This is a genomic window from Peterkaempfera griseoplana (assembly GCF_001418575.1).
Taxonomy (GTDB): domain Bacteria; phylum Actinomycetota; class Actinomycetes; order Streptomycetales; family Streptomycetaceae; genus Peterkaempfera; species Peterkaempfera griseoplana.
This window is the reverse complement of record NZ_LIQR01000160.1, coordinates 1-18,016: the sequence shown is the minus strand read 5'-3', so window position 1 is coordinate 18,016 and position 18,016 is coordinate 1. Positions and strand designations below refer to the sequence as shown.

The following is an 18,016-nucleotide window of genomic DNA, read 5'->3' as shown; positions in this document are numbered from 1 at the left end:
CCCCCGCCCCCGGCCGCCGCGTCGGCCTGGCAGCGCGCGGCGGGACGGCCCGCGCCGCCGAGTACGAGCGCTTCGCGGCCTCCCTGCGGGAGGCGCTGAGGCCGCTGCCGGTGAGGATCGTGGAGGCGCACTGAGGCGCCCGCCGGGCCCGATGCGGCGGGAGTGCCCCGGTTCAGCAGTCGGCGGGGGCCCGATCGGCGGTCTGCGGCGTCGCCCCGGCCACCAGCCGTGAACCCCCGCCGGGCCGCCGGTCCACCGCCCAGGACACCACCGCGAGCACCGCGCCCAGACCGGCCAGGCCCGCCCCGACCAGGGTGGGGGAGGTCCAGCCGAGCCCCGCGGAGAGGGCGGCGCCGCCCAGCCAGGCACCCTGGGCGTTGGCCACGTTGAAAGCGCCCTGGACGGTGGCCGACGCCAGTGTCGGGGCGTGTCTGGCCTTCTCCATCACCAGGGTCTGGACGGTGGGCACGATGGCGAAGCCGAAGACCCCCACCAGCATCACGGTGAGCGCCGCCGACCACTCCGCGTGCGCGGTCACGGCGAACGCGGCCAGGGTGAGCGCCAGCAGCAGGAAGGCCGCACAGACGCTCGGGCGCAGCGCCCGGTCGGCGGCCCAGCCGCCCACCACGTTGCCGATGGTCATACCGACGCCGAAGAGCGACAGCACCAGCGTCATCGAGCCCGGGGCGAAGCCCGCGACCTCGGTCATCAGCGGAGCGATATAGCTGTAGCAGGCGAAGAAGCCGCCGCAGCCGAAGACCACGGTGGCCAGCGCCAGCCACAGCTGCCCGCTGCGGAACGTGGACAGCTCCCGGCGCAGCCCGGCGTGCTCGTGGCTGGGCAGGGCCGGCATCAGCCGGGCGATGGCGGCGGTGCCCAGCGCCCCGATGGCGACGACCACCAGCATGGTGGCCCGCCAGCCCAGGTGCTGGCCCAGCAGGGTGGCCGCGGGTACGCCGACGATGTTGGAGACGGTCAGTCCGCCGAACATCACCGACAGGGCGCGCGCCCGCAGGTGGGGCGCGGCCAGATCCGCGGCCGCCACGGCGCCCGCGCCGAAGAACGCGCCGTGCGGCAGCCCGGTCACCAGCCGTGCCGCGGCCAGGAACCAGAACCCCGGCGCCACGGCGCAGAGCAGATTGCCCACTGTGAAGAGCGAGGCGAGGCCGATCAGCACGGCCTTGCGGGGCAGCCGGGCGGCGGCCGCGGTCAGCAGCGGCGCACCGACGACCACCCCGATCGCATAGGCGGAGATCAGCCAGCCGGCCCGGGGGATCGACACCCCGAGGTCGCCCGCGATCTGCGGCAGCAGACCCATCGCGGCGAACTCGGTGGTGCCGATCCCGAAGGCGGTGATGGCCAGGGCGACAAGCGCCAGAGGCATGGCGGAACGCTCCGGGGTGTGGTGCGGGCGGGGGTGCCGGGGCGTGGCTCGTCACGGTGACGCTGCTCCCGGGGCTGCTCCCTAGCGAATCACATCCCGCGGGGTGCCCCGGACCTCAGGGGTGGGTCATCCGCAGCACATCCAGGGCCTCGTCCAGCTGCTGCTCGGTGAGGCGGCCCTGCTCGACATGGCCGCGCTCCAGCACCACCTGCCGGATGGTCTTGCGCTCGGCCAGCGACTGCTTGGCGACCCTGGCCGCCTCCTCGTAGCCGAGATAGCGGTTGAGCGGGGTGACCACCGAGGGCGAGGACTCGGCGTACTCCCGCAGCCGGGCCTCGTCGGCGGTGATGCCGTCGACGGTGCGGTCGGCCAGCAGCCGGGCGATGTTGGCCAGCAGCCGCACCGACTCCAGCAGATTGCGGGCGATCACCGGCATCATCACATTGAGTTCGAAGGAGCCGGACGCCCCGGCGAAGGCCACGGTGGCGTCGTTGCCGATCACCTGGGCCGCGACCATCGCGGTGGCCTCGGGGATCACCGGGTTCACCTTGCCCGGCATGATGGACGAGCCCGGCTGCAGGTCCGGCAGGGTGATCTCGGCCAGGCCGGTGCGGGGGCCGGAGCCCATCCAGCGCAGATCGTTGGCGATCTTGGTGAAGCCGACCGCCACCGTACGCAGCTGGCCGCTCAGCTCCACCAGGGCGTCACGGGCGCCCTGCGCCTCGAAGTGGTTCCGGGCCTCGGTCAGCGGCAGGCCCGTCGTCTGCGCCACCTCGGCGATCACCGCCGCGGCGAACCCCGGAGGGGTGTTGATGCCGGTGCCCACCGCCGTGCCGCCGAGGGGCAGTTCGGCGACCCGGGGCAGTGAGGAGAGCAGCCGCTCCACCCCGTAGCGGACCTGCGCCGCATAGCCGCCGAACTCCTGGCCGAGGGTGACCGGGGTGGCGTCCATCAGATGGGTCCGCCCGGCCTTCACCACCTGGGCGAACTCCGTGGCCTTGCGCTCCAGCGCCGCCGCCAGCCGCTCCAGCGCGGGAACCAGGTCCCCGGTGACGGCGGCCGTCGCGGCGACATGGATCGAGGAGGGGAAGACGTCGTTGGAGGACTGGCTCGCGTTGACCTCGTCGTTGGGGTGGACCGGTCGGCCCAGCCGCTCGCCGGCCAGGGTGGCGATCACCTCGTTGGCGTTCATGTTGGAGGAGGTGCCCGAGCCCGTCTGGAAGACGTCGACGGGGAAGTGGTCGTCCCAGCGGCCCTCCGCCACCTCCGCCGCGGCCTCCTGGATGGCCTCCGCGGTGTCCTTCTCCAGGACGCCCAGCTCCGCGTTGACCTTCGCCGCCGCGGCCTTGATCCGGGCCAGCGCCTGGATGTGCGCCCGCTCCAGACGCTGCCCGGAGACCGGGAAGTTCTCCACCGCGCGCTGGGTCTGCGCCCGCCAGCGGGCCTCCGCGGGGACCCTCACCTCGCCCATCGAGTCGTGCTCGATCCGGTACCCGTCCTCGCCGCCTGCCATCCCCGAACCTCCCTCTCCCGGTCTCTCCTGGGCCAGCGCCCGTTGACGCCTCTTCTGTTCCCCGGCCCCGGCCGAGCAGGGCATATGCGCCGAGGGTTAGGCCATACGGGTCGATCGGCATATCTAAGGACCCCCGAATGCCGCACATGCCGACCGCGCCGGGGCGTCGTTGGGGAGGAGTGACCTCTCCACATCTCATCCCCGCGCCGCCGCTCGGCATGCCGCAGCCCGAGGAGGGCTGCGCCCGCCTGGGCGAGTGGCTCTTCGTGCCGCCGCCGCAGGACGACCAGGACGGGCGAGCGGTCGCCTGCCTGGAACGCGGCGGCGAACAGGTACGCCTGGAGTACAGCTCCTGGCTGGTCGCCGACTTCGCCCGACTGATCCGGCAGATCGAGTCCGACTTCACCCGGCGGATCGGTGCCCGCACGATGCGGCCCCACGGGTGAGGACGACCGCAGGAGGGGAGCGGACACGCCATGTATGACACCAGGGAGACCTACCTCCCGTACGGGGGGATGGGCGGCCACGAGGACTTCGCCGTCGACCCGCAGGGCACCACGTACCAGCAGGACGGCTGGTACCTCGGGGAGCCGCTGCTGGACGTGCCCCCCTCCTTCACCCCGATCGCCGACCTGCTGGACGCGGGGCGCGACCCGTCCGGCGGCTACCTGCCGCCGCAGCGGACCCCGGAGGAGGACGTCACCCGCGGCGTCGGCTTCGACCTCCCGCGCACCCGCCGCCCGGTGCCGCACCGGCGGCGGCGCCCGCGGCCGCAGCTTGCCAGCTGGCCGCAGATCACCAGCTCGCTCTTCGGGGTGCTGACCACCTGCACCGTGACCGCGGTCTCCCTGCTGGGCTGGATCTTCTCCTACGCGCCGCTGCAGCAGCTGGCGGCCGCCCACGTCAGCGGCGGCCTGGCCGAGTTGTGGCCGGTCATCATCTACGGGCCGTGGTTCGTGGCCTCGCTCTCCATCCTGCGGGCCGCCCTGGACCGCCGCCGGATCGCCCACTCCTGGGTGGTGCTGGGGATCTTCTCCGGGATGGCGGCCATCCTCTGCGTGGCCTCCGCGTCGGCGACGCTCTCCGACGTCATCGTGGCGGGCCTGCCGCCCATCACCGCGGTGATCTCCTTCCACCAGCTGATCCGGCAGATGACCGCGACCCGGCGGGCCAGGCACGGACCCACCCCGCCGCCGCGTCCGCGCGCCAAGCCGGGCCGCTGACCGGCCGGGTCCGCGACCGCCGGCCGCCGCGAGCCCCGCGGCGGCCGGCGTTCAGTGGGCCGCGGCGGTCCTCGCCGCAGGCGTACCCGCGGTCTGCTCGACCGCGGGTGCCTTGCCCGGAGGCATCGGCGGGGCGGTGACCATCGCCCGTCCGTACGCGCCCATGGCGACCAGCATCACCGCGAGGATCAGCAGTCCCCGCACACGCAGCCTGGCGGGCAGGCTCAGCAGCCACGGCAGCAGGCCGCCGTAGGGCGGCCTCGCCGACTGCCGTCTGCGGTTGACACGGCGGCTCAACGACGTCTCCTTCTGCTCGCGGCCCGGGTGCGCGGGCGGGCCTGGCCGATGAGGTCCCGGTAGGCCAGGAGCTCCAGCGGCATGTCGAAGGCCACCGCGGCCACGGTCTGCGGGCCGTGCACGGTGTCCCTGGTGTACAGGGCCACAAAGCGCTCCGAGCGCAGTGAGCCCTCGACCACCTCCACCCGTTCGCCGAGGGAGGGGATCCCCACCGCCTGGATGCGGGTGCCGTGCTGCTCCGACCAGAAGCGCGGCACCGGGGTGAACCGGCCCGCCTGCCCGGGGCCGCGCAGCAGGGAGTCCGCGGCGTGCTGGCCCATCTCCACGGCGTGGATCAGATGCTCGACCCGGCGCGGGGTCCCGTCGAAGCGCGGGTTGGGCCACCGGGCCACATCGCCCGCCGCCACGACCCCCGGGACCGGCCGGCCCGTGAGGTCCACCGCATGGCACGTCGGGTCGCAGAGCACCCCGTCGGACACCTCAAGGCCGCTGCCGCGCAGCCATTCGGTGCGCGGCACGCTGCCCAGGCCGAGCACCACGAAGTCGGCCTCCAGGACGTCGCCGTCGTCCAGCCGCAGCCGCAGGCCGCTGCCCGTGTCCACCCAGTCGGTGATCCGGGTGGAGAGCCGGACGTCGACGCCGGCCCGCTGCTGGATGCCGCCGACCACCGTGCCGATCTCGGAACCCAGCACCCGGCGCAGCAGCGGCGCGCTGTGCACCACCAGGGTGACGTCCATGCCGTGCTCACGGGCGGTGCAGGCGAGTTCGCAGCCGACGAAGCCGCCGCCGAGGACGACGACATGGTGGGCGCGGGCCGCATGCATGGCCCGCTGCACGGCGACGGCGTCCTCCAGGGTGCGGATGGTGCGCACCCGGTCGCTGAAGACCGGCGCCTCGGGCAGGCGCCTGGCGTCCACTCCGGTGGCGATCACCAGGCCGTCGAAGGGGAGCAGTTCGCCGCCGCGCAGCTCCACGGCCCGCCGGCCGGGATCCAGGCCGATCATGGGGGTGTCCAGCAGCCAGTGGGCGTCCAGGGAGTCGTCCGCGCGGAACGCGAGTTCACCGGCGGCGAGTTCACCGGCCAGGAACTGCTTGGACAACGGCGGGCGGCTGTACGGGAGCCGGGGCTCCTCGCCGACGATCACCAGCTCCCCCTCGAAGCCGCGCTCCCGCAGCCTGGTGGCGGCGCTGAGCCCCGCGAGTCCGCCGCCGGCGACCACGATCCGCCGCAGGCTCCCCCGGGACGCCGCCCCGCTGCGCGGCGGCGGGACGGCGCGCCGGACGGTCCCCGCGGTCCCGCCGCGGATGGTGATGGCCTGCATGGGGCAGCAGCGGACCGCCTGGCGGGCGGCGGCGGCGAACTCGCCGGGCACATTGCGGGTGTAGTGCAGCGACCCGCCCCCGGAGATGCGGAAGACCTCGGGGGCCTCCTGCTGGCAGATGCCGTAGATGTGGCAGCGGTTGTTGTCCACGCTGATGCGGACCGGGTCGGCCTCCGGCACCAGCGCCGGCCGCGCCGGCCCGAACGACTCGGCCGTCAGGACCTCGGGCAGCACCTCGGGCAGGTGCCCGGCCGGAGCGGTCCGGGCCGGGACCGGCGGGTGGTACGGCACCGGGGCGTAGTGCGGAACCGGCATGCCCTGCTGCGGCCCCGACGCCTGCGGGTGGGCGGCCGGCGGCTGGGCCCGGGCGGGCAGTGGGGGACCCTGGTGGCCCCCCGTACGCGGGTACGGCACCGTGGGCGGTGCGCCATGGCCGGCGGGTGGGTGCGCACCCGGTGCCTGCGTCACCGGTTGCCCGCCTCCCTGCGGGCCGGGCCAGGGCCAGGTGTCCCCGCCGGTCGTCAACGGACGGCTCCGGACTGGAGGGCACCGGACCGCTGCCGCAGTCTGGACCGGGAGGGGAAGATCCGGATCAGGAACGCCAGCAGGCACGCGCCTGCCCCGCCGGCGACACCGATGGCGACCGGATTGAGGTGACGCGGTTCCGGATGCACGGTGTAGACGTGCAGCCAGATCAGTGCGAAGGCCGCATAGGCGAGTTGATGGAAACGCAGCCAGCGGTGGTAGCCGAGTCTGCGCTGCAGCCACACCGAGCAGCCGACCGCGACGGCGAGTTCAAGGCCGAGGATGCCGAATCCGACGGGTATCCGCTGGACACCGCCGGTGAACGGAAGGGTGAGTTCCCGCAGCCCGATGTTCCACACCGGCTGGTAGAGGAAGGTGACGCCGTGCACGGCGCCGAAGATCAGCGCGGAGAGGGCCAGCGTCATATGTGCGCCGTAGATCGTCTGACGGTTGACGGCGCGCTGCATGAATCTCAGCCGCAGCACCGCTCCGAACACCACGGTGGCCACCATCAGTGCGTACGCGATGATCGCGGCGAGCCGGGCGATGCTGTGCACACCCGTGTCATAGGGCGTGTGCTTGTCGTACGCGTCCAGCGGCGACCCGGGTATCGCCGGTGGCGCGGCGGCCGCGGCCGGTGCGAGCAGCACGGAGAGTGCCAGCACCAGGACGAGCACCGCCGACAGGATCGACAGCACGGGGACGGTCCGCGGTCGGCGGGCCGTGACCGCAGCAGTGGTCATGTCCTGGACTCCTTGCGTCTGCACGTCCAAGGGGGCATCGCACCACCGGGCCCGCAGCCACTGGCCTGCCGGGCGCCCCGGTGAATACATGCGCCGGACGCGGGGGAGGTATTGCACGGCAATCTCTCGTCCCGTGTGAAGGCGCTGCTTCGGGCGTAGACGCTACACCAGGCATGCCCGGTGTGATTGCCGGTCGTGCAGTGGTGGAAAGAGAATTGACCACATTTCAGATGGCTTCGAATACAGCAGCCAGAACGGGGCGAATGTCTCGATCGAGCACCCCGTGGATGCAATGTCCCGGCGCAATTCCGGGCGATTCCGGCGACAGGCGCACGGCCAGGCCCCGAAGTGGCGACGCAGCCTCGGGCGGCCTCCGGTCCGGCCGTCCGATATGCCGCCCCGCACCGCCCGAAGGTGGCGGCCGGCGGACGTACCCGACGGCCTGCCCGGCCGCCGCGGCCCCCGGTCGCGCAGCGCCCCCGCCGGCCGTCGGGCAGGCGGGGGCGCGTGGTGGTGCGGCTGCTACGCCTGGCCGGGCGTACGGACCGGGATGCTGGTGAAGGTCGGCTGGGAGGGCTCCTGCGGGCTGAAGAAGTCATTGCCCTTGTCGTCCACCACGATGAACGCCGGGAAGTCCTCCACCTCGATCCGCCAGACCGCCTCCATGCCGAGTTCCGCGTACTCCAGCACCTCGACCTTGCGGATGCAGTCCTGGGCGAGCCGGGCGGCGGGGCCGCCGATCGAACCCAGGTAGAAGCCGCCGTGCTTGGCGCAGGCGTCGGTGACCTGCCGGGACCGGTTGCCCTTGGCCAGCATCACCAGGGAGCCGCCCGCCGCCTGGAACTCCTCCACATAGGAGTCCATGCGGCCCGCGGTGGTGGGTCCGAAGGAGCCGGAGGCGTAGCCCTCGGGCGTCTTGGCCGGGCCCGCGTAGTAGACCGGGTGGTCCCGCAGGTACTGCGGCATCCCCTCGCCGGCGTCCAGCCGCTCCTTGATCTTGGCGTGGGCGATGTCGCGGGCCACCACCAGGGTTCCGGAGAGCGACAGCCGGGTCTTCACCGGGTACTTGGACAACTCGGCGCGGATCTCGTCCATCGGCCGGTTGAGGTCCACCCGGACGACCTCGTCGTCCAGGTGCGACTCGGTGGTCTCCGGCAGGTACTTGGCCGGGTCGGTCTCCAGCTGCTCCAGGAAGACGCCCTCGGCGGTGATCTTGCCCAGTGCCTGGCGGTCGGCCGAACAGGAGACGGCGATCGCCACCGGGCAGGACGCGCCGTGCCGCGGCAGCCGGACCACCCGCACGTCGTGGCAGAAGTACTTCCCGCCGAACTGCGCGCCGATGCCGATCTGCTGGGTCAGCTCCTGGACCTTCTTCTCCAGCTCCAGGTCGCGGAAGCCGTGTCCGGTGGGGGAGCCCTCGGTCGGCAGGTTGTCCAGGTAGTGCGCGGAGGCGTACTTGGCGGTCTTCAGCGCGAACTCGGCGCTGGTGCCGCCGACCACGATCGCCAGGTGGTACGGCGGGCAGGCGGCCGTGCCCAGCGAGCGGATCTTCTCCTCCAGGAAGGCCAGCATCCGCTTCTCGTTGAGGACGGCCTTGGTCTCCTGGTACAGGAACGACTTGTTGGCGCTGCCGCCGCCCTTCGCCATGAAGAGGAACTTGTAGGCCTCGCCGTCGGTGGCGTAGAGCTCGATCTGCGCCGGCAGGTTGGAGCCGGTGTTCTTCTCGTCCCACATGGTCAGCGGCGCCATCTGGGAGTAGCGCAGATTGAGCTTGGTGTACGCGTCGAACACCCCGCGCGAGATCGACTCCTCGTCGCGGCCGGCGGTCAGCACCTGCTGGCCGCGCTTGCCCATGACGATGGCGGTGCCGGTGTCCTGGCACATGGGGAGGACGCCGCCGGCCGCGATGTTGGCGTTCTTCAGCAGGTCCAGCGCCACGAAGCGGTCGTTGGGGCTGGCCTGCGGGTCGTCCAGGATGCGGCGCAGCTGGGCCAGGTGGGCCGGGCGCAGATAGTGCGAGATGTCGTGCATCGCCTCGGCGGTGAGCCGGCGCAGGGCCTCGGGCTCGACCTGGAGGAAGCGGCGGCCGCCCGCCTCGAAGGTGGAGACGCCCTCGGTGGTGATCAGGCGGTACGGGGTGGTGTCCGCGCCCTGGGGGAGAAGGTCGGAGTAGGCGAACTCTGGCATGGCGGCCATCGGCGGGTGGTCCTCACTGACTGCGGGTCTGTCCGGCGACATCGACGAAGCGCCTTCCAGGTTAGATGCCCGCGGCGGTTGTGCCCCGGCTGGGGCGGGCCTGCGTGACCGGGGTCACGCCCCGGTGCCCGGGCGGCTGTTCGGCGCCCGCGCCGCTGACTACCCTTGGCCCGTGGACAACTCCTCTGCCCCGGACCCCGGCGCCAAGCGCGCCCAGTCGCCCGTGCCGATGACCAAGCCGGCCGTGGCGGAGTCCGAACTGCGTGCCTCCGACGCCGACCGGGAGCGGGTCGCGGACGTCCTGCGGGACGCCTTCGCCGACGGACGGCTCGATGTGGACGAGCACGCCGAGCGGATCGAGGCCGCGTACGCCGCCAAGACGCTCGGCGAGCTGGAGCCGCTGACCCGGGACCTGCCGGCGCACCCGGCGCCCCCCGTTCCCCGGCCGGCCGCCGCCCCTGCCGGGCCGCCGCTGCCGCCGGCCCGCAGCTACTCGCCCCATGCGGTGGCGGTCTTCGGCGGCGCCGTCCGCAAGGGCCGCTGGCGGGTGGGCGCCCACCTGAAGGCGGTCGCGGTCTTCGGTGGGGTGGAGCTCGACCTGACGGACGCGGTCTTCGAGTCGCCGGAGGTGCTGATCGACGTCACCTCGGTCTTCGGCGGGGTGACCATCAAGGTGCCGGAGAACGTCTCCCTGCACGGCAGCGGCGCGGGCATCTTCGGCGGCTTCGACGTCCGCGAGCAGACCGCAGAGGACCCCTACGCCCCCGTGGTGCGGATCCGCGGCGCCGCGGTCTTCGGCGGTGTGGAGGCCCGGCCCAAGCGGGGCAAGCAGCTCAAGGAGTGGGTCCGCAGGCAGCTGGACCGCTAGGTCCTGTCCGGCCGTCCCCGGCCTGACGGCTGGAGGTGCCCCGGGCACGCACGCTCGCTGCGGGGGCGAGGCACCCGGGTGCAGCCCGGTACGGGGCGCGCCGCCGCCTCGCGGTCGCACGGACCGGGCGCCTGTCCGGCGCGAACGGCCAGCCGGGGCCCGGGCGTTCCCCCCGCGTCCCCGGAAGAGGCACGGCGAGGCACGGCGCCCGGTGGGACGCTGCCCGCTCCCGCGGAGGCCGGGGTGCCTCTCCGGCGCCGCGAAGGCCCGGCGTGGCCGGGCGCGGGGGCGCAGTACGGACGACCCCGCGCGCTCCCGGGGCGGTTCCGCAGGGGCGCCTCGGGGCGCGAAGGCCGGTCCCGCACGCCCCGCGCCCCTGTTGGCCTGCGGAAACGGCGGGCCGCTGCGCGCCCTCGCCGGGGTGGGGCGTAGGGCGGCGCGTTACGGCGCATGTGCCACATGCACACGCCTCGTCACGCCGTGTCCGCCTACTTGACATTCCGTGCAACGACTTGGGCGGCAACTGCGTGCGGTGTGCATGAATCGGCGGGGGGCCGGGTAGTTCCCTCTCCACATCGTCTGTTGTGCGACCGCGGGGTTCCGCAGGGGCCGGAAGTCGGCCAGGGGAAACTGCGGAGCGTGAAGGCCCGGACGCACACCGACACGAGCCCCCGTCGAGCCGTCGTCAGGAGTACGCCGTGCTGCACCCGATCGAGTCCACCAAGAGCGCCACCGACCAGAGCGTTCCGGGGCAGTTCAGCCCGAGTCAGCACGGACAGCAGAACGGACAGCACGGTGCGGGCGACGACTCCCCCTGGCACTCGGGGGCCGCCTGCCGACGCGACGAGGCGGGTCTGTTCTTCGCCCCGTCCAAGGAACCCACCGCGGCCCGGCTGGCCCGCGAGGAGGCGGCCAAGCGGGTCTGCGCCCGCTGCCCGGTGCTGCTGGAGTGCCGGGAGCACGCCCTCGCCCAGCCCGAGCCCTACGGCGTGTGGGGCGGACTCACCGCGGCCGAGCGCCGGGTGGTGCTGGCGCGCCGGCGCCGCCGTGAGATGGAGCTGCGCGCGGATGTGCAGCGCGTTCCGCGCGGGCACATCGCGGCCGCCGGGTGACCGGTGACGGCGGGACGGGACCGGCACATGCGACGGCGGGGCCCCGGAGGTGTTCACCTCCGGGGCCCCGCCGCTGCGTTGGGGCCCTGCTCGCCGCCGTCCGGCTGGGGGCCGGCAGGCGTGGGTCGGTCGGTGTGGCTCAGTTGGCGTGGCTCAGTTGGCGCGGTCGAAGTCGATCGCGCTGTAGGCGCGGAGCTTGGACAGCCGGTGGGTGGAGTTGATCTCCCGGATGGTGCCGCTCTTGGACCGCATCACCAGGGAGCTGGTGGTGGCCGTCTCGGAGCGGTAGCGCACGCCGGGCAGCAGCTCCCCGTCGGTGATGCCGGTGGCGACGAAGAACACGTTCTCGCCGCCGACCAGGTCGTCGGTGGTCAGTACGCGGTCCAGGTCGTGCCCCGCGTCCAGAGCCTTCTGCCGCTCCTGGTCGTCCTTGGGCCACAGCCGCCCCTGGATCACGCCGCCCATGCACTTCATGGCGCAGGCCGCGATGATGCCCTCCGGGGTGCCGCCGATGCCCAGCAGCAGGTCGACGCCGGCGCTCTCCCGGGCCGCCATGATGGCGCCCGCGACGTCGCCGTCCGAGATGAACTTGATCCGTGCGCCCGCCTCGCGGACCTCCTTGGCCAGCGCGTCATGGCGCGGGCGGTCCAGGATCACCACGGTGATGTTCTCCACCGCGGTGCCCTTGGCCTTGGCGACCCGCCGGATGTTGACCGCCGGGGGTGCGGTGATGTCCACGAACTCCGCGGCCTCCGGGCCGGTCACCAGCTTGTCCATGTAGAAGACCGCGCTGGGGTCGAACATGGTGCCGCGGTCGGCGACCGCGAGCACCGAGACGGCGTTGCCCATGCCCTTGGCGGTGAGCGTGGTGCCGTCGACCGGGTCCACCGCCACGTCGCACTCCGCGCCGGTCCCGTCACCCACCCGCTCTCCGTTGAAGAGCATCGGGGCCTCGTCCTTCTCCCCTTCGCCGATGACGACCACGCCGTTCATCGACACGGTGTGCACCAGCGTGCGCATGGCCTTGACGGCGGCGCCGTCGGCGCCGTTCTTGTCACCCCGGCCGACCCAGCGGCCGGCGGCCATGGCGGCGGCCTCGGTGACGCGGACCAGCTCCAGGGCCAGGTTGCGGTCGGGGGCCTCCGGGGCCACCTCCAGGGGGGCGGGGAGATTGTGATGGTTCTGAGCGGTCATCGGCGATACCTCTCTGTACGCGACGGCCGAAATGAGGGTGATGTGATCGTATCCGCGCAGCGCGGGGAGTGTCTGTGGCGCAGCCCGCGGCCACCCCGGATGCGGGAACCCGGCCCGCCATGGGTCACCATGGGTGGGTGGCGAGCGAGACGAGCAGCAAGAGGGGCCGGCAGACCGTACGGGACATGATCCTGTCGCTGCTGGCGGTCGGCGCACTGGCAGCGGTGGTGTACTTCTTCATCCCGCACTCCGGCGGCGAGCCCGTGAAGACGGTCGGCTACGCCACCGACCTGGCCACCGCACGCCGCGCCGCGCCCTACCCGGTGCTGGCGCCGCAGGGACTGCCCGCGCAGTGGCGGGCCACCTCGGTGCGGTACAGCGCCGACGACGACGGACACGCCACCTGGCACCTGGGGTTCATCACCCCCTCGGGCAGCTACGCGGCGATCGAGCAGAGCGACGACTCGGTCGACGGGCTGGTGCGGGCCCAGGTCCAGGGCGGTGAGCCGGACGGCTCCGCCTCCGTCGACGGCGCGGACTGGAGCCGCTACCGCGGCGACCACTACCGGGCCCTGGTGCGCAACGCCGACGGAGCCGCCACGGCCGTCACCGGCACCGCCAGCTACAGCGAACTGGCCCGGCTGGCGCAGGCGCTGAAGCAGTGAGGACGGCGGCCCCGTACGGACGCTGAGCCGTACGGGGCCGCCGTCCCCGCCCGGCCGGAGGGGCCGCGCGAACAGCGAGGGGCGCGGGAAGCCCGCGACCGGCGCCTCCGTGGAGGGCCGGTCACGCGGTTCCCCGCGCCCCTGGGCGCCGGACAGGGCGCCGGACGGATCAGACGGTGGTGACGACCTCGTCGTACTCCAGACGCGGGCTGCGCGGGTACCAGGCGTCCGGGCCGGGCTTGCCGATGTTCACCACGGCCAGGACGGCGTGGTCGCCGTCCGGGAAGAACTCCTTGTTGATGCCCGCTGCGTCGTAGCCGGTCATCGGGCCCGCGGCCAGGCCGGCCGCGCGGACGCCCAGGATGAAGTAGCCGACCTGCAGTGCGGCGTTGAAGCTGCCGGTCTGCTCGCGGACCGGGCGCTCGCTGAAGAAGAGGTCCTTGGCCTGCGGGAAGTGCGGCAGCAGCCTGGGGATCTCCTCGTGGAACTCGTGGTCGGCGGCCAGTACGGCGACCAGCGGGGCCTTGCCGGTCTTCTCCTTGTTGCCGTCCGCCATGTGCGACACCAGCCGCTCGCGCGCCTCCGCCGAGCGCACCAGCACAATCCGCAGCGGCTGCTGGTTGAAGGCGGTCGGGGCGTACTTCACCAGGTCGTAGATGGCCTGCACCTGCTCGTCGGTGACCGGCTCGTCGGTGAAGGTGTTGGCCGTCCTCGCCTCGCGGAAGAGCAGGTCCTGGGCGGCGGCGTCGAGCGCGAGCACGTCCTGGGCGGCGGTCGTCATGGGGGGTCCACCTCGGTGTTCGGAAGAGGAGCGGCCGGACGGCCGCTTCCTCGCAAGGAACATAGATGAACGTTCAACGGATTCCCTGCGGCGGAGTGACCTGCCTCACGCCTCCGGCGTGCCCGCCCCCTCCTCCGCGGCCAGCGCGGCGTCCAGCCGCTCCCGGGCGCCGTCCAGCCAGCGGCGGCACACCTTGCCCAGCTGCTCGCCCCGCTCCCACAGCGCCAGCGACTCCTCGAGCGAGGTGCCGCCGGCCTCCAGCCGCCGCACCACCTCGAGCAGCGCGTCACGTGCCTGCTCGTACCCCAGCGCATCGTCCACCGTGGCCTGCCGGCCGGGGACCTCCTCGTTCGCCATGCCTGCCAGCGTAGGGGGAAGGGCCGACAGAGCGGGCGAGGAGAACCGCTTGTCGCCCGGGACGGGCGGTGGTGTGCCGCCCTCCGGTGCACACCGACGCACCATCAGGCCCGGACCCGCGCGCCCGGGGGTCGGCTCCTGGGGCACTCGCGCGCCTGCGCACCGGGACGCGGTGGCCGCCGGCGCCCGTCCGCAGCGGGCTCAGTCCGCCTCGGTGACCGCCACCGCGAAGCCGCCCTCCGCGACCCGGGCGTGCAGCGCGTCGCCCGCCGCCACCTCCGCGGCACTGCGCACCACCGAACCGTCCGGCCGCTGCAGCACCGCATAGCCCCGCTGCAGGGTGGCGGCGGGGGAGAGGGCCAGCACCCGGGCCATCGTGTGCTCCAGATCGGAGGCGGCCCGGTCCAGCTGGTGGCCCAGGCAGCGCCGGGCGCGCCCCAGCAGAGCCGCCACCTCCGCCGCGCGGTCGTCCACCATCCGCAGTGGCGCCGCCAGCACCGGCCGGCTGAGCGTCGCCGCCAGGCCCGCCTGCTCCCGCTCCACCCGGCCGCGCACCGCATGCCGCGCCCGGTCCCGCAACTGGGAGATGCGGGCCAGCTCCTCACCGACGTCCGGCACCACCCGCTTGGCGGCGTCGGTGGGCGTGGAGGCGCGAAGGTCGGCCACGAAGTCCAGCAGCGGCTGGTCCGGCTCGTGTCCGATGGCGCTCACCACCGGCGTACGGGCCGCCGCCACCGTACGGACCAGCAGCTCGTCCGAGAACGGCAGCAGATCCTCCACGCTGCCGCCGCCACGGGCCACGATGATCACGTCGACCTCGGGGTGCTCGTCCAGCTCCCGCACGGCGGCGACCACCTGGGCCACCGCGCTGGTCCCCTGCACCGCCACGTTGCGCACCTCGAAGCGGACGGCCGGCCAGCGGTGCCGCGCGTTCTGGAGCACGTCGCGCTCGGCTGCGGACGCCCGCCCGGTGACCAGGCCGACGCACTGCGGCAGAAAGGGCAGCGGACGCTTGCGGTCGGCGGCGAAGAGCCCCTCCCCGGCGAGCCGCCGCTTCAGCTGCTCCAGGCGCGCCAGCAGCTCGCCCAGGCCCACCGGGCGGATCTCGGCGGCGCGCAGCGACAGGGTCCCGCGGGCCGCGTACCACTCCGGCTTCGCATGGACCACCACCCGCGCGCCCTCGGCCACCACGTCGGCGACCGGGTCGAAGACGCTGCGGAAGCAGGTGACCGTGATGGAGACGTCCTCCGACGGGTCGCGCAGCGTCATGAAGACCACCCCCGCGCCCGGCCGCCTGCTGAGCTGCGTGATCTGCCCCTCCACCCACACCGCGCCCAGCCGGTCGATCCAGCCGCCGATCAGGGCGGAGACCTTGGCTACCGGAACCGGCGCGTCAGCAGAGGTGTCGAGGGCCATGGCGACGAGCCTAGCGGCGGGGCCCGACACTGCCGCCCCTGCCGTCCGGGGGCGCCCTCTACCATGGACCCATGTCTGCAACTGCACAGCGTCGCGTCCTGCTCGCCGCCCCCCGTGGCTACTGCGCCGGTGTCGACCGCGCCGTGATCGCCGTGGAGAAGGCCCTGGAGCAGTACGGGTCCCCGATCTACGTCCGCAAGCAGATCGTCCACAACAAGTACGTCGTGCAGACCCTGGAGAAGAAGGGCGCGATCTTCGTCGACGAGACGGAGGAGGTGCCCGAGGGCTCCATCGTGGTCTTCTCCGCACACGGCGTCGCCCCCTCCGTCCACGACGAGGCCCGGCAGGGGAGGCTCGCCACCATCGACGCGACCTGCCCGCTGGTGACCAAGGTCCACAAGGAGGCCGTGCGGTTCGCCGAGGAGGACTTCGACATCCTGCTCATCGGCCACGAGGGCCACGAGGAGGTCATCGGCACCATGGGCGAGGCCCCCGAGCGCATCCACCTGGTGGACGGCCCGGAGGACGTCGACGCGGTGCAGGTCCGGGACGAGAGCAAGGTCGTCTGGCTCTCCCAGACCACCCTCTCGGTCGACGAGACCATGGCCACCGTGGGCCGCCTGCAGCAGCGCTTCCCCGCCCTGGTCAGCCCGCCCAGCGACGACATCTGCTACGCCACCCAGAACCGCCAGGTGGTGGTGAAGCAGATCGCCCCCGAGACCGACCTGCTGATCGTGGTCGGCTCCCGCAACTCCTCCAACTCGGTGCGCCTGGTCGAGGTCGGCCTGGAGTACGGCGCCCGGACCGCCCACCTGGTGGACTTCGCCGACGAGATCGACGAGGCCTGGCTGGAGGGCGTCACCACGGTCGGCGTCACCAGCGGCGCCTCGGTGCCCGAGGTGCTGGTGCAGGGCGTGCTGGAGTGGCTGGCGGCGCGTGGCTACGACGATGTGCAGACCGTCCGCTCCGTGGACGAGCACCTGCAGTTCTCGCTCCCCAAGGAGCTCCGCCGCGACCTGCGCGCCGAGGCCGCGGGCAAGGTCGGTGGCCAGGACTGACCCCGGCCGGATGGCTCGCCCCGCCCCGGGTATCAGACCGGCAGCGGGGCGGCGCATTCCCGCCCGTGACCGGAGAGAGGGTTGCTAGTGGAGTCCTTCGGTGTGGACATCGGCGGCTCGGGGATCAAGGGCGCACCCGTCGACCTGGTGCGGGGCGACCTCGCCCAGGAGCGTCACAAGGTCCTCACACCGCAGCCCGCGGTGCCCGCGGCGGTGGTGGGGGCCGTCTGCGAGGTGGTCGAGCACTTCGGCCGCCGCGGCCCGGTGGGCATCACCTTCCCCGGGGTGGTGGTGGACGGCCACACCCGCACCGCCGCCAATGTGGACCCCGGCTGGATCGGGCTGGACGCCCGCGACCACTTCGAGCAGGCCCTGGGTCTTCCGGTGGCGCTGCTCAACGACGCCGACGCGGCCGGTGTCGCCGAGATGTCCTTCGGCGCCGGACGCGACCGGGGCGGGGTGGTGATCACCCTCACCTTCGGCACCGGGATCGGCAGCGCCCTCTTCGTGGACGGTGTCCTCGTCCCCAACACCGAGCTGGGCCATCTGGAGCTGAACGGCAAGGACGCCGAGCGGCACGCCTCCTCCGCGGCCCGCGACCGGCACGACCTCAGCTGGGCCAAGTGGGCCGAGCGGGTCGACGAGTACCTGGCCCATGTGGAGATGCTGTTCTCCCCACAACTGGTGATCATCGGCGGCGGGGTGAGCCGCAAGCACGAGAAGTTCCTGCCGCTGCTGAAACAGCGCCGCGCCGAGATCGTCCCGGCGCAGCTGCTGAACAACGCGGGCATCGTCGGCGCGGCCATGGCCGCCGCCAAGCTCGGCTGAGACGGCCCGCGGGCCCGGTGGTCCCGCGAGGACTCCGGGCCCGCGTGACGCCGGACGGGCGGAGGCGGGGTCAGCGGGTACGGGAGCGCCGCCTGGCCAGATGGCGGGCGACCACGATGGCGGCGGCCAGGCCCGTCCCGGCGAAGAGCCACCCCGCGCGGGTGGCCAGCCCCCCGGCCAGGCCCATCACATGACCCTCGATGCCCTTGCCGGACGTCGGCCCGAACACCAGCAGCGCCAGCGCGAAGGCGATCGGCCCGGCGATCGGGGCGGCCGGCAGATCCGCGGGCCGCACCCGCACCGCCAGCTGGAAGCAGACGGCGACGTACACCACGCCGAAGAGCACACCCACCCCGCCCAGCAGCAGATTGTCCGCCAGCGCCGCCAGCAGGGTCGCCGCCAGCGCGACCACCCCGGTGCCCACCGCGGTGAGCCGCCGCCGGGGCGCGGTCCCGGCCCGTCCCGGCGCGCCTCCGTCCGGCTGCCGTCTGGCGCTGGGCAGCCGCAGCCTGCCCCGGCTCGCCGGCTCCGGAG

The 18,016-nt window shown here is 73.4% G+C and carries 18 protein-coding genes; 7 read left to right on the top strand and 11 right to left on the bottom strand.

The genetic code is table 11. The annotated features are described in order from the left end of the window. Nucleotides 1-172 precede the first annotated feature (172 nt). A complete protein-coding gene (locus AOK09_RS13235; RefSeq protein WP_055587366.1) occupies nt 173-1,384 on the bottom strand; it encodes an MFS transporter in 1,212 nt (403 codons plus the stop codon). Nucleotides 1,385-1,499: 115 nt separating this feature from the next. Next, nucleotides 1,500-2,897, bottom strand: a complete 1,398-nt coding sequence (locus AOK09_RS13230) for a class II fumarate hydratase (RefSeq protein ID WP_055587365.1) — start codon at nt 2,895-2,897, stop codon at nt 1,500-1,502. A 179-nt stretch (nt 2,898-3,076) separates the two neighbouring features. On the opposite strand from AOK09_RS13230, the gene AOK09_RS13225 reads away from it, so the two are divergent. Both AOK09_RS13225 and AOK09_RS13220 read left to right on the top strand, forming a co-directional pair. After that, nucleotides 3,077-3,343, top strand: a complete 267-nt coding sequence (locus tag AOK09_RS13225) for a hypothetical protein (RefSeq protein WP_157875886.1) — start codon at nt 3,077-3,079, stop codon at nt 3,341-3,343. A gap of 30 nt (nt 3,344-3,373) precedes the next feature. Further along, complete coding sequence (locus AOK09_RS13220) at nt 3,374-4,120, top strand: DUF2637 domain-containing protein (RefSeq protein ID WP_055587363.1); 747 nt, start codon at nt 3,374-3,376, stop codon at nt 4,118-4,120. Nucleotides 4,121-4,171: 51 nt separating this feature from the next. Here AOK09_RS13220 and AOK09_RS13215 read toward each other — a convergent pair whose 3' ends face one another. The 4 genes from AOK09_RS13215 to AOK09_RS13200 all read right to left on the bottom strand — a co-directional run bounded on the left by AOK09_RS13215 (nt 4,172) and on the right by AOK09_RS13200 (nt 9,194). Then, on the bottom strand, nt 4,172-4,417 hold the full coding sequence (locus AOK09_RS13215) for a hypothetical protein (protein WP_055587362.1): 246 nt from the start codon (nt 4,415-4,417) through the stop codon (nt 4,172-4,174). Next, nucleotides 4,414-6,207 carry an FAD-dependent oxidoreductase gene (locus AOK09_RS13210; RefSeq protein WP_157875885.1) on the bottom strand — a complete coding sequence of 598 codons (1,794 nt, stop codon included), beginning with the start codon at nt 6,205-6,207 and terminating at the stop codon, nt 4,414-4,416. Before AOK09_RS13210 ends, AOK09_RS13215 begins: the two co-directional genes overlap by 4 nt. Nucleotides 6,208-6,260: 53 nt before the next feature. Continuing rightward, nucleotides 6,261-7,007, bottom strand: a complete 747-nt coding sequence (locus AOK09_RS13205; protein ID WP_055587360.1) for a ferric reductase-like transmembrane domain-containing protein — start codon at nt 7,005-7,007, stop codon at nt 6,261-6,263. 522 nt (nt 7,008-7,529) lie between these two features. After that, nucleotides 7,530-9,194 carry a fumarate hydratase gene (locus AOK09_RS13200; protein WP_055587369.1) on the bottom strand — a complete coding sequence of 555 codons (1,665 nt, stop codon included), beginning with the start codon at nt 9,192-9,194 and terminating at the stop codon, nt 7,530-7,532. Nucleotides 9,195-9,375: 181 nt separating this feature from the next. Between AOK09_RS13200 and AOK09_RS13195 the strand changes: the two genes are divergently transcribed. Together AOK09_RS13195 and AOK09_RS13190 are read left to right on the top strand one after the other, a co-directional pair. Further along, the gene (locus AOK09_RS13195) at nt 9,376-10,071 is read left to right on the top strand and encodes a DUF1707 SHOCT-like domain-containing protein (RefSeq protein WP_407675397.1); all 696 of its coding nucleotides are present in this window, start codon (nt 9,376-9,378) and stop codon (nt 10,069-10,071) included. Between the two features lie 698 nt (nt 10,072-10,769). Further along, nucleotides 10,770-11,183 (top strand): WhiB family transcriptional regulator, encoded by a 414-nt coding sequence (locus AOK09_RS13190; protein ID WP_055587359.1) that lies wholly within the window; start codon nt 10,770-10,772, stop codon nt 11,181-11,183. Nucleotides 11,184-11,336: 153 nt separating this feature from the next. Here AOK09_RS13190 and glpX read toward each other — a convergent pair whose 3' ends face one another. After that, nucleotides 11,337-12,377 carry a class II fructose-bisphosphatase gene (gene glpX, locus AOK09_RS13185; protein ID WP_055587358.1) on the bottom strand — a complete coding sequence of 347 codons (1,041 nt, stop codon included), beginning with the start codon at nt 12,375-12,377 and terminating at the stop codon, nt 11,337-11,339. A gap of 137 nt (nt 12,378-12,514) precedes the next feature. Here glpX and AOK09_RS13180 point away from each other — a divergent pair, with 137 nt between their 5' ends. Next, a complete protein-coding gene (locus AOK09_RS13180; RefSeq protein WP_265736719.1) occupies nt 12,515-13,042 on the top strand; it encodes a DUF4245 domain-containing protein in 528 nt (175 codons plus the stop codon). 169 nt (nt 13,043-13,211) lie between these two features. Here the strand turns inward: AOK09_RS13180 and AOK09_RS13175 are convergent, their stop codons facing one another. From AOK09_RS13175 to xseA, 3 genes are all read right to left on the bottom strand, one after another. Further along, nucleotides 13,212-13,823, bottom strand: coding sequence for a malonic semialdehyde reductase (locus AOK09_RS13175; protein WP_055587357.1), 612 nt, complete (start codon nt 13,821-13,823; stop codon nt 13,212-13,214). Between the two features lie 105 nt (nt 13,824-13,928). After that, the gene (locus AOK09_RS13170; protein WP_055587356.1) at nt 13,929-14,180 is read right to left on the bottom strand and encodes an exodeoxyribonuclease VII small subunit; all 252 of its coding nucleotides are present in this window, start codon (nt 14,178-14,180) and stop codon (nt 13,929-13,931) included. 201 nt (nt 14,181-14,381) lie between these two features. After that, entirely contained in the window at nt 14,382-15,596 is a 1,215-nt protein-coding gene (gene xseA, locus AOK09_RS13165; RefSeq protein WP_055587355.1) for an exodeoxyribonuclease VII large subunit, read from the bottom strand. Between the two features lie 71 nt (nt 15,597-15,667). On the opposite strand from xseA, the gene AOK09_RS13160 reads away from it, so the two are divergent. Together AOK09_RS13160 and ppgK are read left to right on the top strand one after the other, a co-directional pair. Continuing rightward, entirely contained in the window at nt 15,668-16,654 is a 987-nt protein-coding gene (locus AOK09_RS13160) for a 4-hydroxy-3-methylbut-2-enyl diphosphate reductase (RefSeq protein WP_079063014.1), read from the top strand. Between the two features lie 87 nt (nt 16,655-16,741). Next, nucleotides 16,742-17,482: a polyphosphate--glucose phosphotransferase gene (gene ppgK, locus AOK09_RS13155; RefSeq protein ID WP_055587353.1), complete on the top strand. Its 741-nt coding sequence runs from the start codon at nt 16,742-16,744 to the stop codon at nt 17,480-17,482. 70 nt (nt 17,483-17,552) lie between these two features. Here ppgK and AOK09_RS13150 read toward each other — a convergent pair. Beyond that, nucleotides 17,553-18,016: DUF6542 domain-containing protein (locus tag AOK09_RS13150; protein ID WP_055587352.1), on the bottom strand; the 464-nt coding region annotated here is incomplete at its 5' end.